Source organism: Streptomyces sp. AF1A, from assembly GCF_047340315.1.
Classification (GTDB): Bacteria; Actinomycetota; Actinomycetes; order Streptomycetales; family Streptomycetaceae; genus Streptomyces.
The window spans coordinates 95,907-110,613 of sequence record NZ_JBLEBI010000006.1 but is presented as its reverse complement, the minus strand read 5'-3'; the positions used below and the strand labels follow the sequence as shown (position 1 = coordinate 110,613).

General features: G+C 71.7%; 10 protein-coding genes. 4 read left to right on the top strand and 6 right to left on the bottom strand.

What is annotated here, in order from left to right:
• Positions 1-33: 33 nt before the first annotated feature.
• Both ACLU3S_RS03775 and ACLU3S_RS03770 read right to left on the bottom strand, forming a co-directional pair.
• Positions 34-705 carry a potassium channel family protein gene (locus ACLU3S_RS03775; RefSeq protein WP_413950267.1) on the bottom strand — a complete coding sequence of 224 codons (672 nt, stop codon included), beginning with the start codon at positions 703-705 and terminating at the stop codon, positions 34-36.
• A complete protein-coding gene (locus tag ACLU3S_RS03770; RefSeq protein WP_413950266.1) occupies positions 705-1,376 on the bottom strand; it encodes an NAD-binding protein in 672 nt (223 codons plus the stop codon). The genes ACLU3S_RS03775 and ACLU3S_RS03770 overlap by 1 nt, the downstream gene beginning before the upstream one ends.
• A gap of 419 nt (positions 1,377-1,795) precedes the next feature.
• Here ACLU3S_RS03770 and ACLU3S_RS03765 point away from each other — a divergent pair, with 419 nt between their 5' ends.
• Together ACLU3S_RS03765 and ACLU3S_RS03760 are read left to right on the top strand one after the other, a co-directional pair.
• Positions 1,796-3,847: an APC family permease gene (locus ACLU3S_RS03765; RefSeq protein ID WP_413950265.1), complete on the top strand. Its 2,052-nt coding sequence runs from the start codon at positions 1,796-1,798 to the stop codon at positions 3,845-3,847.
• Positions 3,848-3,947: 100 nt separating this feature from the next.
• A complete protein-coding gene (locus tag ACLU3S_RS03760; RefSeq protein WP_413950264.1) occupies positions 3,948-5,276 on the top strand; it encodes a class I SAM-dependent RNA methyltransferase in 1,329 nt (442 codons plus the stop codon).
• Between the two features lie 164 nt (positions 5,277-5,440).
• Here ACLU3S_RS03760 and ACLU3S_RS03755 read toward each other — a convergent pair whose 3' ends face one another.
• The 3 genes from ACLU3S_RS03755 to ACLU3S_RS03745 are packed head-to-tail and all read right to left on the bottom strand — an operon-like array spanning position 5,441 to position 11,507.
• Complete coding sequence (locus ACLU3S_RS03755) at positions 5,441-6,550, bottom strand: enolase C-terminal domain-like protein (protein WP_413950263.1); 1,110 nt, start codon at positions 6,548-6,550, stop codon at positions 5,441-5,443.
• Entirely contained in the window at positions 6,547-8,379 is a 1,833-nt protein-coding gene (locus ACLU3S_RS03750) for a thiamine pyrophosphate-requiring protein (RefSeq protein WP_413950262.1), read from the bottom strand. The genes ACLU3S_RS03755 and ACLU3S_RS03750 overlap by 4 nt, the downstream gene beginning before the upstream one ends.
• Before the next feature lie 53 nt (positions 8,380-8,432).
• The gene (locus ACLU3S_RS03745) at positions 8,433-11,507 is read right to left on the bottom strand and encodes an FAD-binding and (Fe-S)-binding domain-containing protein (RefSeq protein ID WP_413950261.1); all 3,075 of its coding nucleotides are present in this window, start codon (positions 11,505-11,507) and stop codon (positions 8,433-8,435) included.
• A 260-nt stretch (positions 11,508-11,767) separates the two neighbouring features.
• Here ACLU3S_RS03745 and ACLU3S_RS03740 point away from each other — a divergent pair, with 260 nt between their 5' ends.
• Together ACLU3S_RS03740 and ACLU3S_RS03735 are read left to right on the top strand one after the other, a co-directional pair.
• Positions 11,768-13,303 (top strand): FAD-dependent oxidoreductase, encoded by a 1,536-nt coding sequence (locus ACLU3S_RS03740; protein ID WP_413950260.1) that lies wholly within the window; start codon positions 11,768-11,770, stop codon positions 13,301-13,303.
• A 5-nt stretch (positions 13,304-13,308) separates the two neighbouring features.
• Positions 13,309-13,977, top strand: a complete 669-nt coding sequence (locus tag ACLU3S_RS03735; RefSeq protein WP_413950259.1) for an HAD family hydrolase — start codon at positions 13,309-13,311, stop codon at positions 13,975-13,977.
• A 162-nt stretch (positions 13,978-14,139) separates the two neighbouring features.
• Here ACLU3S_RS03735 and ACLU3S_RS03730 read toward each other — a convergent pair whose 3' ends face one another.
• Positions 14,140-14,706, bottom strand: a complete 567-nt coding sequence (locus tag ACLU3S_RS03730) for a cysteine hydrolase family protein (RefSeq protein WP_413950258.1) — start codon at positions 14,704-14,706, stop codon at positions 14,140-14,142.
• Position 14,707 lies beyond the last annotated feature (1 nt).

Here is a 14,707-nt window from a genome sequence, read left to right as displayed (position 1 = left end):
CCCAAGGCTGCGGGGGCGCCCTTTGCGCGTGGGTCAGGCGTCTTCCCGCCGTACCGACAGCAGCTCCTCCAGCTGCCCCTCGCGGGCCTGAGCGGCCACGAAGAGGAGTTCGTCGCCCGGCTCCAGGGAGTCCTCCCTGGACGGGGTCAGCACGCGGGTGCCGCGGATGATGGTGACCAGCGAGGTGTCCTCCGGCCACTGCACGTCGCCCACCTGGGTGCCGGCCAGCGCCGACTCCTCGGGCAGGGTCAGCTCCACGAGGTTGGCGTCGCCGTGGCTGAAGCGGAGCAGCCGGACCAGGTCGCCGACGCTCACCGCCTCCTCGACCAGGGCGGACATCAGGCGCGGCGTGGACACGGCCACGTCCACCCCCCAGGCCTCGTTGAACAGCCACTCGTTCTTCGGGTTGTTCACCCGGGCGACGACGCGCGGGACGCCGTACTCCGTCTTGGCGAGCAGCGACACCACCAGGTTGACCTTGTCGTCACCGGTCGCGGCGATCACCACGTTGCAGCGCTGGAGCGCCGCCTCGTCCAGGGACGTGATCTCACAGGCGTCGGCCAGCAGCCACTCCGCCTGCGGCACCCGCTCCACCGAGATGGCGGTCGGGGCCTTGTCGATGAGCAGGACCTCGTGGCCGTTCTCCAGCAGCTCGCCCGCGATCGAGCGGCCGACGGCGCCGGCTCCGGCAATGGCGACCCTCATCAGTGACCGCCCTCCTCTTCGGGGCCCCCGGCGAACGCCGCCTCGACCTTCTCCACGTCGTCCGTCCGCATCATCACGTGCACGAGGTCGCCCTCCTGCAGCACCGTCTGGGAGCTGGGCAGCATGGCCTCGCCCAGCCGGGTCAGGAACGCCACCCGGACGCCCGTCTCCTCCTGCAGCCTGCTGATCTTGTGGCCGACCCACTTGGGGGAGGCGTGCACCTCGGCCAACTGCACCCCGCCGGTGGGGTCGCGCCACAGCGGCTCGGCCCCCGAGGGCAGCAGCCGGCGCAGCATCTGGTCGGCGGTCCAGCGGACCGTGGCCACGGTCGGAATGCCGAGGCGCTGGTAGACCTCGGCGCGGCGCGGGTCGTAGATGCGCGCGGCGACGTTCTCCACACCGAACATCTCGCGAGCCACGCGCGCGGCGAGGATGTTGGAGTTGTCCCCGCTGGAGACGGCGGCGAAGGCGCCGGCCTCCTCGATCCCCGCCTCGCGCAGGGTGTCCTGGTCGAAGCCGACTCCGGTGACCCGGCGGCCTCCGAAACCCGGGCCCAGCCGACGGAAGGCGGTCGGGTCCTGGTCGATGACGGCGACCGTGTGCCCCTGTTGCTCCAGGGTCTGGGCGAGAGCGGAGCCTACGCGCCCGCAGCCCATGATGACGATGTGCACGACCGTCCTTCCGATGTCAAGAGTCGCTGACTTGGCCTTAACAGGTTCTCAGACCGCCGCCCAAGCTACACACGCACCGTCCGGGTCGGGCACCCCCCGGGCCGGGCCGGCCACGTTCGTCGTGGTTCATCGTCGCGTGATGCTGCGCACGCTGTACACAGTCAGGATTCCGAGGCCGAGGAGGCCGACCACGGCCCCGATCAGCTCAGCGGTCGGGGGCATGGGACCTCCGAAGGGTCGGCGACAGGCGGGGTTTGCCATCTAGGCACGGTCCATGGCCCGGCCACGGAATCCGCACGTCCTTTCGCCTCCGAGTTCACCCGTGGGGCAGACACCGGCGGCCGGCCCCCCGGCACGGGCGAAGTCGAGCGGGGGGAGGGGTGGGCGGCTGCCAGTTCGAAGGCTTACGATCCTCTCTCGTGTCCAAACTGACCGACGTGCCCAAACGGATCCTGATCGGGCGCGCACTGCGCAGTGACCGGCTGGGCGAGACTCTCCTGCCGAAGCGCATCGCACTCCCCGTCTTCGCATCCGACCCGCTGTCCTCCGTCGCCTACGCGCCGGGGGAGGTTCTGCTGGTCCTGTCCATCGCGGGCGTGTCGGCCTACCACTTCAGCCCCTGGATCGCCCTCGCGGTCGTGGTGCTGATGTTCACCGTGGTCGCCTCCTACCGGCAGAACGTGCACGCGTACCCGAGCGGCGGCGGCGACTACGAGGTCGCCACCACCAACCTGGGCGCCAAGGCCGGCCTGACGGTCGCCAGCGCCCTGCTCGTGGACTACGTCATGACCGTCGCCGTCTCCATCGCCTCCGGCATCGAGAACCTCGGCTCGGCCGTCCCCTTCGTGGTCCAGCACAAGGTGCTGTGCGCCGTCGCCGTGATCGTGCTGCTGACGCTGATGAACCTGCGCGGCGTGAAGGAGTCCGGCAAGCTCTTCGCGATCCCGACGTACGTGTTCGTCGGCGGCGTCTTCGTCATGATCGTGTGGGGCGTCGTCCGCGGCCTGATCCTCGGGGAGACCATGCGCGCCCCGAGCGCCGCGTACCACATCAAGGCCGAGCACCAGGGCCTCGCGGGCTTCGCGCTGGTCTTCCTCCTGCTGCGGGCCTTCTCCTCCGGCTGTGCCGCGCTCACCGGTGTGGAGGCGATCTCCAACGGCGTACCGGCCTTCCGGAAGCCCAAGTCGAAGAACGCGGCGACCACGCTGGCCCTGATGGGCGTCCTCGCCGTCACCATGTTCTGCGGCATCATCGGCTTCGCGATGTCCACCAAGGTCCGCATGGCCGAGAACCCGGCCACGGACCTGATCCACAACGGCCACCCGCTGGGCTCCGGCTACGTCCAGGACCCGGTGATCTCGCAGGTCGGCGAGGCGGTCTTCGGCAAGGGCAGCTTCCTCTTCGTCGTCCTGGCGGCGGCGACCGCCCTGGTCCTGTTCCTGGCGGCCAACACGGCGTACAACGGCTTCCCGCTGCTGGGCTCGATCCTCGCCCAGGACCGCTACCTGCCGCGCCAGCTGCACACCCGCGGCGACCGCCTCGCCTTCTCCAACGGCATCGTGCTGCTCGCCGGCGCCGCGGCCCTGCTGACCGTCATCTACGGCGCGGACTCCACGCGCCTGATCCAGCTGTACATCGTCGGCGTGTTCGTGTCCTTCACGCTCAGCCAGATTGGCATGGTCCGGCACTGGAACCGCCACCTGGCAGTGGAGCAGGACCAGGCCAAGCGCCGCCACATGATCCGCTCCCGGGCGATCAACGCGTTCGGCGCCTTCCTGACCGGCCTGGTGCTGGTCGTGGTGCTCGTCACCAAGTTCACGCACGGCGCCTGGGTGGCCGTGCTCGGCATGTGCATCTTCTACGCGACGATGACCGCCATCCGGAAGCACTACGACCGCGTCGCCGAGGAGATCGCCGCCCCGGAGGAGTCGGACGACGACATGGTCCGCCCCTCGCGGGTGCACTCGGTGGTCCTGATCTCCAAGATCCACCGCCCCACCCTGCGTGCCCTGGCCTACGCCAAGCTGATGCGCTCGGACAGCCTGGAGGCGCTGACCGTCAACGTCGACCCGGCCGAGACCAAGGCGCTGCGCGAGGAGTGGGAGCGGCGTGGCATCGACGTGCCGCTGAAGGTCCTGGACTCGCCGTACCGCGAGATCACCCGGCCGGTGATCGAGTACGTCAAGGGGCTGCGCAGCAAGTCCCCCCGCGACGCGGTCTCGGTGATCATCCCCGAGTACGTGGTCGGCCACTGGTACGAGCACCTGCTGCACAACCAGAGCGCGCTGCGCCTCAAGGGCCGCCTGCTGTTCACGCCCGGCGTGATGGTCACCTCCGTGCCCTATCAGCTGGCCTCCTCCGAGGCGGCCCGGGCCCGGGCCCGCAAGCGCCAGGAGTGGAATGCACCGGGCGCGGTCCGGCGCGGTCCGGCCACCGTGCGGCCCAAGGAGCCGTCGGCCACCAAGGAGTGAGCCCCTGGTTCGACCTGCGGTGAACGGCCGGACGACAGCCACGTAGACTGGTGGGCTGTTGTCCGGCCGTTTTCCGTTCCCGATCTGGAGTCACCCCGCCATGCAGGCAGAACCGAGGAAGTCGCTGGTCGGGGAGGAATACGAGGTCGAGATCGGCCCCGTCGCCCACGGCGGCCACTGCATCGCCCGCACCGCCGAGGGGCAGGTGCTGTTCGTCCGGCACGCGCTGCCCGGTGAGCGGGTGGTGGCGAAGGTGACCGAGGGCGAGGAGGGCGCCCGCTTCCTGCGTGCGGACGCGGTACGGATCCTGGAGGCGTCCAAGGACCGCATCGAGGCGCCCTGCCCCTTCGCCGGGCCCGGCCGCTGCGGCGGCTGCGACTGGCAGCACGCGAAGCCGGGCGCCCAGCGCCGGCTGAAGGCCGACGTCATCGCCGAGCAGCTCCGGAGCCTCGCGGGCCTCAGCCCGGAGGAGGCGGGCTGGGACGGCACGGTGGTCCCGGCCGAGGGCGACAAGCTGCCGGCCGGCCAGGTGCCGCAGTGGCGCACGCGGGTCCAGTACGCCGTCGACGCCGAGGGCCACGCGGGCCTGCGCCGCCACCGCTCCCACGAGGTCGAGCGCATCGACCACTGCATGATCGCCGCCGAGGGCGTCAGCGAACTGGGCATCGAGAAGCGCGACTGGAGCGGCATGGAGTCCGTCGAGGCGATCGCGGCCACCGGTTCGCAGGACCGCCAGGTCGTCCTGACCCCGCGCCCCGGCGCCCGCCTGCCCCTCGTGGAACTGGACAGGCCGGTCTCCGTCCTCCGCGTCGACGAGAAGTCCGGCGGCGTCCACCGCGTCCACGGCCGCCCCTTCGTCCGCGAGCGCGCCGACGGCCGCACCCACCGCGTCGGCGGCGGCGGCTTCTGGCAGGTCCACCCGAAGGCTGCGGACACCCTCGTCACCGCGGTGATGCAGGGCCTGCTGCCGCGCAAGGGCGAGACGGCCCTCGACCTGTACTGCGGCGTCGGTCTGTTCGCCGGCGCCCTGGCCGACCGCCTCGGCGAGAAGGGCGCGGTCCTCGGCATCGAGTCCGGCAGGCGTGCGGTGGAGGACGCCCGGCACAACCTCGCCGACTTCCCGCGGGTCCGCATCGAGCAGGGCAAGGTGGAGTCGGTGCTGCCCCGCACCGGCATCACCGAGGTCGACCTCATCGTCCTCGACCCACCCCGCTCCGGCGCCGGCCGCGCGACCGTCGCCCACCTCGCCTCCCTGGACGCCCGCCGCATCGCCTACGTCGCCTGCGATCCCGCTGCGCTCGCCCGCGACCTGGCGTACTTCCGCGACGGCGGGTACCGGGTGCGGACGTTGCGGGCGTTCGATCTGTTCCCCATGACGCATCATGTGGAGTGCGTGGCGATCCTGGAGCCCGCCGACAAGGGCCGGTGAACCGGGCAGGCCGGCGGACCGTCACGGACGTTCGCGGCTAGTGGATGACACGGACCTTGTCCGCCCGCGCTCCCTTCTCGCCCCCGGCGATCTCGAAGGTGACTCGCTGGATCGGCGGGACTCGCGGAAAGGGGCGGCATCGCACGGGCGGATGCCTCCCGCTGTCAGGCCACCCGGTAGGGCCGTGCCCGCTCCGCGTCGAGGACGAGCCCGAGGCCGGGTGCCCCGTCGGCTCCGGGGGTGAGGGTGCCGCCGGCGGGGGAGAGGACGCCGGCGAACAGGGCGCGTTCGATGCGGACATGGTCGTGGAACCACTCCAGGTGGCGGAGGTTGGGCACCGCCGCGGCCGCGTGGGCGTGGGCGTGCGGGGCGCAGTGCCCGGAGATGTCGATGCCGTGGGCCTCGGCGAGGGCGGCGGCGCGCAGCCAGACGGTGATGCCGCCGCAGCGGGTGACGTCGGCCTGGAGGCAGTCCACCGCTCCGGCGGTGATCAGGTGCGCGAGGTACGGGAGGGTGTAGCCGTACTCGCCGGCGGCCACGTCCTGGGGCACCCGGTCGCGGATCGCTGCGAGGGCGGCCGGGTGGTCGGAGGAGACCGGCTCCTCGAACCAGGTCACGCCCTCGTCGGCGAGCGCCCGGCCCATCCGCACGGCCTGCTTGGCGCCGTAGCCGCCGTTGGCGTCGACGTAGAGGCCGGTGCTGTCGCCGATGACGGCTCGGGCCCGGGCGACGCGCCGCCGGTCGCGTTCCTCGCGGCGTCCCCACGACTCCGCGATCTTGATCTTGACGCGGGGGACGCCCTCGTCCTCGACCCAGCCGCGCAGTTGCCGTTCCAGCCGGTCGTCGTCGTACGTGGTGAAGCCGCCGCTGCCGTAGACGGGCACCTCGTCCCGGGCCGCGCCCAGGAGGCGCACGAGGGGCTGGTCGAGCAGGCGGGCCTTGCAGTCCCACAGCGCGATGTCCACGGCCGAGATCGCCTGGGCGGCCACGCCGGGCAGACCGGCGTTGCGCACCGCCCGGCGCATGGCCTCGTTCATTCGTGGCACGTCGAGGGCGGGAGAGCCGGTGATCACGTCGGCGAGCAGGTCGTCGACGACGTGTGCCGTCGCGGCGGGCGCGTAGGTGTAGCCGAGGCCCGTGACGCTCCCGCAGCCGACGGTCGCCAGGACCAGGGTCGTGCTGTCCCAGGCGAGGGTGCCGTCGGCCTCGGGGGCGTCGGTGGGCACGGTGTAGACGGCCGTGCCCACCCGCTCCACCACCGGGCTGTCGCTCATGTGCCGTCCGTCTCGCCCGTCGCCCCGGGCCGGTCCGTGCGGTGGCGGTGGCCGGGCAGGAACTCCTGGACCTTGGCCTTGAAGCCCTGACGGACCATGGCCGCACGGTCGCTGTCGCCCTTGAGGACAGAGGTTGCCGCCGCCTCGATCTGGTCGAGGGTCGCGTGCGGAGGGATCGGCGGGACGGCGGGGTCGGTCACGAAGTCCAGGACGCAGGGCCGGTCGGCGGCCAGCGCGGCCTCCCAGGCGTCCACGACGTCACCCGGCTTCTCGACCCGTATGCCCTTGAGGCCCACCATGCGGGCGAAGTCGGCGTAGGCGACGTCGGGGATCGACTGGGAGGGCAGGAACTGCGGGGCGCCTTCCATGGCGCGCATCTCCCAGGTGACCTGGTTGAGGTCCTGGTTGTTCAGCACCGCCACGATCAGCCGGGGATCCTCCCATTCGCGGTAGTACTTCGCGACGGTGATCAGCTCGGCCATGCCGTTCATCTGCATCGCCCCGTCGCCGACGAGCGCGATCGCGGGCCGGTCGCCGTGCGCGAACTTGGCGCCGATCGCGTACGGCACTCCGGGCCCCATCGTGGCGAGCGTGCCGGACAGCGAACCGCGCATGGCGCCGCGCAGCCGCAGATGGCGGGCGTACCAGTTGGCGGCCGAGCCGGAGTCGGAGGACAGGATCACGTTCTCCGGCAGCAGGCTGTCCAGTGCGTGCACGACGTACTCGGGGTTGAGCGGTTCGGCGTCGACCGCGGCACGCCGCTGCATGACCTCCCACCAGCGGGCGGTGTTCTTCTCGATCTGCCGGCGCCAGCTGTGGTGCCTGTTCGCGTCGAGTAGCGGCAGCAGCCGGGCCAGCGTCGTTCGTGCGTCGCCGACGAGGTTGACCTCGAACGGGTAGCGCAGCCCGACCATGTGCGGGTCGATGTCGATCTGCACGGCCCGCGCCTGCCCGAACTCGGGCAGGAACTGGGTGTAGGGGAAGGAGGAGCCGATGACGAGGAGGGTGTCGCAGCCCATCATCAGCTCGTACGAGGGCCGGGTGCCCAGCAGCCCGATGGAGCCGGTGACATACGGCAGGTCGTCGTCGAGGGCGTCCTTGCCGAGCAGCGCCTTGGCCACGCCGGCGCCGAGCCGGTCGGCGACCGCCATGACTTCCTGCCGGGCCCCGCGGGCCCCCTGCCCGACCAGGAGCGCGACCTTCTCGCCCGCGTTGAGTACCTCGGCGGCACGGGCGAGGTCCTCGTCGCCCGGCACCGGGGCGTACTGCGACATACCGAGGCTGGAGGGCACCATCTTGAAGGCGTGGCCGGGCGGCGAGTAGTCGAGTTCCTGGACGTCGGCGGGGATGATCACGCCGGTGACGGAGCGGCGGGCCAGGGCGGTGCGGATCGCCCGGTCCAGGACGCCTGGCAGCTGCTCGGGGACGGTGACCATCTCGCAGAAGTCGGAGGCGACGTCCTTGTAGAGGCTGACGAGGTCGACCTCCTGCTGGTAGGAGCCGCCCATGGCACTGCGGTTGGTCTGTCCGACGATCGCTACGACGGGCACGTGGTCGAGCTTGGCGTCGTACAGCCCGTTGAGCAGGTGGATGGCGCCGGGCCCGGACGTGGCGGCGCACACCCCGACCCTGCCGGAGAACTTGGCGTAGCCGACGGCTTCGAAGGCCGACATCTCCTCATGCCGGGACTGGATGAAGCGGGGGTTGTCGTCGGCACGGCCCCAGGCCGCGAGCAGACCGTTGATGCCGTCGCCGGGATAGGCGAAGACATGGTCCACCCCCCAGGCGCGCAGGCGCTCGAGGAGATGGTCGGAAACCTTCTGCGACATGTTCGACAGCCTTTCCGGTAGCGCCTGTGTGAAGAGGGATCAGAGAACGGGGATCAGAGGTGGCGCAGCGAGCGCACCGCCGCTCGCCCGGCGACCGTCGCGGCGGACGCCGTCAAGGCGGCCGCTCCCGCGCCGGCCGCCCAGCGGGACGCGCGGGAGGGCGGGGCGGGGCGTACGGCCAGGCGTTCGGGGTGCTCGGTCGGGAGCGTGCCCTCCAGGCCGAGGGCCAGGACCTCCGCCAGGTGCAGGGCCCGCCGTCCGGTGCCGCCTTGTTCGATCTGGGTTCGGCAGCTGAAGCCGTCGGCGAGGACCAGGCTGTCCGGGGCGGCGGCGCGAACGGCGGGCAGGACGCCCTGTTCGGCGACGGCCATCGAGACCTCGTGGTGGCCGCGTTCGAAGCCGAAGTTGCCTGCCAGGCCGCAGCAGCCCTCGTCGAGGACGTCGGCGTCGAGATGAGCGCGGCGCATCAGCTCGCGGTCCGCGTCGAACTTCATGACGGCGTGCTGGTGGCAGTGAGTCTGCACGGTTGCCCGCCTGTTGAGCCGCGGGGGCCGCCAGTCGTCGGGTGCGTGGTGGACGAGGTGCTCGGCGAAGGTGCGGACCTGTCCGGACAGGCGCTGCACGTCCTGGTCGTCGGGCATCAGCTCGGGGGCGTCGGAGCGGAAGACGGCGGTGCAGGACGGTTCGAGGCCGATGACCGGGGTGCCCGCCTCCAGGTAGGGGCGCAGCACGCCCAGGGTGTGGCGCAGCACCTTCTGCGCGAGGGACAGCTGCCCGGTGGAGACCCAGGTCAGCCCGCAGCACACCGGCCGGGCGGGTACGGCGACGCGGAAGCCGGCGTCCTCCAGCACGCGTACGGCCGAGACGGCGATCGAGGGATGGAAGTAGGCGGTGAAGGTGTCCGGCCACAGGACGACGGTGCGCGGGTCGGCCGGGTCGGGTTCCTCGATGCCACGGGCCCGCCACCACTGCTGGAAGGACTGCTCGGCGAAGACGGGCGCCGAGCGGGCCTCGTCCACGCCGGCCAGGCACTTGCCCGCCCGTGCCAGACCGGGCGCGCGCAGGACACTGTTGACCAGCCCGGGCGCGATACGGGAGAGCCGGGCCCATACGGGCAGCCAGCCCATGGAGTAGTGGGCGGCGGGGCGCAGTCGCCCCTCGTAGTGGTGGGCGAGGAACTCCGCCTTGAGGGTGGCCATGTCGACGCCGGTCGGGCAGTCCGACTTGCAGCCCTTGCAGGCCAGGCACAGGTCCAGTGCGTCGCGTACCTCGGTGGAGCGCCAGCCGTCGGTGACGGCCGAGTCGGCATGGCCGTCGAGCATCTCGAACAGCAGCCGCGCCCGGCCCCGGGTGGAGTGCTCCTCCTCCTTGGTCGCCCGGTAGGAAGGGCACATCACGCCGCCGGAGTGGCTGCGGCAGTTGCCGATGCCCACGCACCGCATCACCGCCCGGTTGAAGGAGTGGTCGTCCTCCGGGAAACCGAAGTGCGTCGCCGGGGTCCTCGGACGCCAGGAGGAGCCGAGGCGCAGCTGTCCGTCGACGGGGTTGGGGTGGACGATCTTGCCGGGGTTCATCCGGTTGTCCGGGTCGAACAGCGCCTTCATCTCGCCGAACGCGGTCACCAGCCGCTCACCGAACATCCGGGTGAGCAGCTCGCCCCGGGACTGGCCGTCGCCGTGCTCGCCGGAGAGGGAACCGCCGTAGGAGACGACGAGGTCGGCGGCCCGCTCCAGGAAGCGGCGGAAGTCGGCCACGCCTTGGGCGGTCCTGAGCCCGAACGGTATGCGGGTGTGGACGCAGCCCTGCCCGAAGTGGCCGTACAGGGACGGGTGGTCGTAGTCGAACTCCTCGAAGAGCTGCTTGAGGTCGCGCAGATAGTCGCCGAGCCGCTCGGGCGGTACGGCCGAGTCCTCCCAGCCCTCCCAGGTCTCCCGGCCGTCCGGCGGACGGGCCGTGACGCCGAGCCCGGCCTCGCGGGCCCTGAGCATCTTCTGCTCGCGCTCGGGGTCGTCCGAGAAGGCGACGTCCGCGTCCTTCTCGCCGCGGCCGACCGAGCGCAGCAGAGCGTGCGCCTGCTCGTCGACGTCCTCCTGGCTGTCGCCGCCGAACTGCAGCATCAGCCAGCTGTCACCCTGCGGCAGGGCGTTCAAAGACGCCAGGTAGGCGCCTTCCTCCCGCATCAGCTGGGCCATCCGGCCGTCCAGCGCCTCCAACTGGCCGGGCGAGCAGTGCTCCAGGAGCCGGGGCACGTCGTCCGCGGCGGCGCAGATGTCGTCGTAGCCGAGGACCAGCAGCGACTGGTACGCGGGCACCGGCACCAGGTCGAGTTCGGCGTGCAGCACGGTCACCAGGGTTCCCTCGCTGCCGACCAGCGCCCGCGCCACGTCGAAGCCGTTCTCCGGCAGCAGCGAGTCGAGGTTGTAGCCCGAGACCCGGCGCGGGATCTTCGGGTAACCGCGGCGGATGTCGGCGAGGTACTCGGTGACGATACGGTCCAGGCCGGCGTAGAGCTCGGCCCGGCGGCCGCCCTGCGCGGCGATCCGAGCCCGCTCGGCCTTCGACGTCGGCCCGACCCACATCCGGACGCCGTCGTAGGTGAGCACCTCCAGGCGGCGCACGTTGTCGACCGTCTTGCCGTATGCCTGCGCGGACGCGCCGCACGAGTTGTTGCCGATCATTCCGCCCAGGGCGCAGTGGCTGTGCGTCGACGGCTTCGGGCCGAACTGCAGCCGATGACCGGCCAGCCGCCCGTTGAGCACGTCCAGCACGATCCCCGGCTCGACCACGCAGGTGCGGGCGTCGGGATCGACGGCGACGAGCCGGTGGCAGTACTTGCTCCAGTCGATCACCACGGCTGTGTTCGTCGACTGTCCGGCGAGGCTGGTGCCGCCGCCCCGCGACAGGACCGGGGCACCGAACCGGGCGCACACCCGTACCGCCGCCATCCCTGCTTCCACCGTACGGGGCACCACGACGCCGATCGGCACCTGCCGGTAGTTGGAGCCGTCCGTGGCGTAGGCGCCCCTGCTGCCCGCGTCGAACCTGACCTCGGCGTCCACCTCCTCGACCAAGGCCGCCGTCAGCCCGGCCACGTCCACGCCCGCGGTACCGAAGGGGGTGCGAGTCATCAGGGGGAACCGCCTTCCTCAGACGTGGGCGTGGGGGGAGGCGTCGCGCACATTCCCGGGTTCTCCGCGACGCCGCAGTTCTCGGGTACCCACCCCTGAAGGCGCAATGGCCCCCTTTTTTTGGGGCCATCATGAGGATTCGGTTCCGGTCGGATCCGGCCCGTGGCTCGCGGCCGCGACGGGGTGTCCACCAGCCGTAGCGTCGGGTCGATCCCGAACACGCCGGTGTGTCACCTCGACAGGACGGGAACTCGGGGGCCATGAACACGGAGCAAGGACTCCTGGGGTCGTACTGGATCGAGACCGCCCCGGGCGGCGAGCCCGCTCCCCCGCCCTCCGGGGATCTCACCGTCGAGGTAGCGGTGATCGGTGGCGGTGTCGCGGGGCTGAGCACCGCCTGGGAGCTGGCCCGGCGCGGCCACGAGGTGGCCGTACTGGAGGCGGACCGGATAGCCGCCGGAGTCACCGGCCACACGACGGCCAAACTGACCGCGCTGCACACCCTGATCTACGACCACCTGCGCCGCACCCGCGGCCGCGAGGGCGCGCGGCTGTACGCAGACTCGCAGTCCGCGGCGATCCGCCGTGCCGCCGAGATCGCGGCCGACCTGGGTATCGAGTGTGAGTGGGAGGAGGCGGCGGCCTGCACCTACGCTGAGGGTGCCGGGAACGTCGCCCAGCTTCGGGCGGAAGCCGAGGCGGCGCGCGAGGCGGGCCTGTCGGCCGAGTTCGTCACCGGGACGGACCTGCCCTTCCCGGTGGCCGGCGGGGTCCGGGTGACCGGCCAGGCACAGTTCCATCCCGTGAAGTACCTGCGCGCCCTCGCCGGAGAACTGCGCCGGCGCGGCGGCACCGTGCACGAGGGGACACGCGTCACCGGGCTCACCGAGGCCGAACCCTGCGTCCTGCGGACCGACGTCGGCGTCGTGGTGCGGGCCCGCGAGGTCGTGGTCGCCACGCACTACCCGGTCTTCGACCGGGCCCTTCTCTTCACCCGCCTCTCCCCGCGCCGTGAGCTCGTCGTCGCGGGCACCCTCGACACGGACCGGGCACCGCGCGACATGTACATCACGCCCGAACAGAACACCCGCTCCGTGCGCAGCGCCCCCTACACGGACGACGAACGACTGCTGCTCGTCACCGGAGAGCACTTCACTCCCGGCGCCCCCGGCACCGCCGGCGTCGAGGAACGCTTCGCCCGTCTGGCCGCCTGGGCCGGCAGTCGCTTCCCCGGCCTGACACTCACCCACCGCTGGGCCACCCAGGACAACGACTCCACCGACTCCGTACCCCTCGTCGGACCGCTCCACCCCGGCAGCCACCACACCTACGTGGCCACCGGCTTCGGCGGCTGGGGCCTGAGCGGCGGCATCATGGCCGGCGAGCTGATCAGCGACCTCGTCGAGGGCCGTGAGCCCGAGTGGGCGGGCCTGTACGACCCGCGTCGACTGCGTTCCGTGGTCCGCGAAGGCGTGTCCTTCCTCAAGCACCAGGCCCACGTGGCCAAGCACTTCGTCGGCGACCGCCTCCCGCCCGTCACCGCACCCGGCCCCGAGGCCCTCGCCCCCGGGGACGGAGCGGTCCTGCGCGTGGGCGGGCACCAGTGCGCCGTCCACCGGGACGACCGCGGCCGGCTCCACGCCGTCTCGGCCCGCTGCACCCACCTCGGCTGCCTCGTCGCCTTCAACCATGCGGAGCAGGCATGGGAGTGCCCGTGCCACGGCTCCCGCTTCGCCCTCGACGGCCGCATCCTCCAGGGTCCCGCAGTGCGGCCGCTGGAGAAACGAGAGGTCTGAGTGGCATGGAAAGGGCAGCCCTGTTCGACGTGGACGGAACCCTCGTCGACACCAATCATCTGCACGTGGTCACCTGGTGGGAGGCGTTCCGCCGGGCCGGGCACCTGGTGCCGACGCACGCCATCCACCGCGCGGTCGGGCTCGGTTCCGAGGACCTCGTCGCCCATCTGCTCGGCGAGGGAAAAGAATCAGCCCTGGCCCCCGGCGAGGCGGAGGACCTCAGCACCGCGCACAAGGTGCTGTACGCCCAGTACTTCGAGCGGCTGACCGCGCTGCCGGACGCGGGACGTCTGCTGCGGCGGCTGGCCGACGACGCCTGGACGGTAGTCCTGGCCACCTCGGCGAGCGACGACGAACTCTCCGCGCTGCGGCGGGCGATCGGCGCGGACGACGCCATCAAGGCGGCAGCGAGCGCCGACGACGTCTCCGAGGGTAAACCGGCTCCCGAGCCCGTCGAACGGGCGCTGGAACTGGCCGGCGTAGCTGCGGAGCGTGCCGTGTTCGTCGGCGACACGGTGTGGGACATGCGGGCGGGCAGCCGTGCGGGTGTGCGCTGTGTGGCGCTGCTGTGCGGCGGTATTCCCCGCGCGGACCTGGAGGAGGCCGGCGCCGACGCCGTGTTCGACGACCCGGCCCAGCTGCTCACCGAGCTGGCGCGCAGTCCGTTCGCCTGACGCAGTTGTCACGTCCACTGCGCGGGGGCACCCGTGTGGCGGCGCCGAGCGGATCACCGTGACAGGTCGTCACTGCGTCGCCACGACACGCACGCTCCAGCAGCCGGCCCGGCTGTGCGGCGCCGCGCCCGGACGGGACTGAGGGCCACTGACCTGGCAGGGTCACCGCGAGTCCTGGAAGTCGAGTTCCTCCGCGAGGAGGATCCTGGCGCCCATGTTCCGCTCCATCATTTCCAGTGCGGCGACCGCCAGATGGGGATGGATCGAGGCGACGGCGTCCCTCGGCACTGTGACCTCCAGATGACGGATGTGCGCGTCCAGGGCGGAGTACAGGACGCACTGCTCGGTGACCTGACCGGTCAGGACCACTGTTCCGACGTCCAGGTGCCACAGCAGATAGGACATGGGGGTGTCGTAGAAGATCGAGTGCCGGGCCTTGACCACGAAGAGCGATGCGTCGTCCGGCTGGATCGGCTCGACCAGGCCGGCGTGCGGACGCGACAGCGCGGTTTCGACCAGCTCTCCCTGGTGGGAGCGCCAGAGCCCGAAGTTGTCGTTCGCGTAGATCACGGGCACGCCCGAGTCCCGGGCCCGGCCGATCAGATCCGCCAGCACGGGTACGACCCGCTCGGCGGCGGGTGTCAGCAGCTCGGCGTCCTCATGGTCGTAGGTGTTGATCATGTCGATCACGACGAGTGCGCTGCGGTCCGTCTTCCCGGGTCCGGGCACG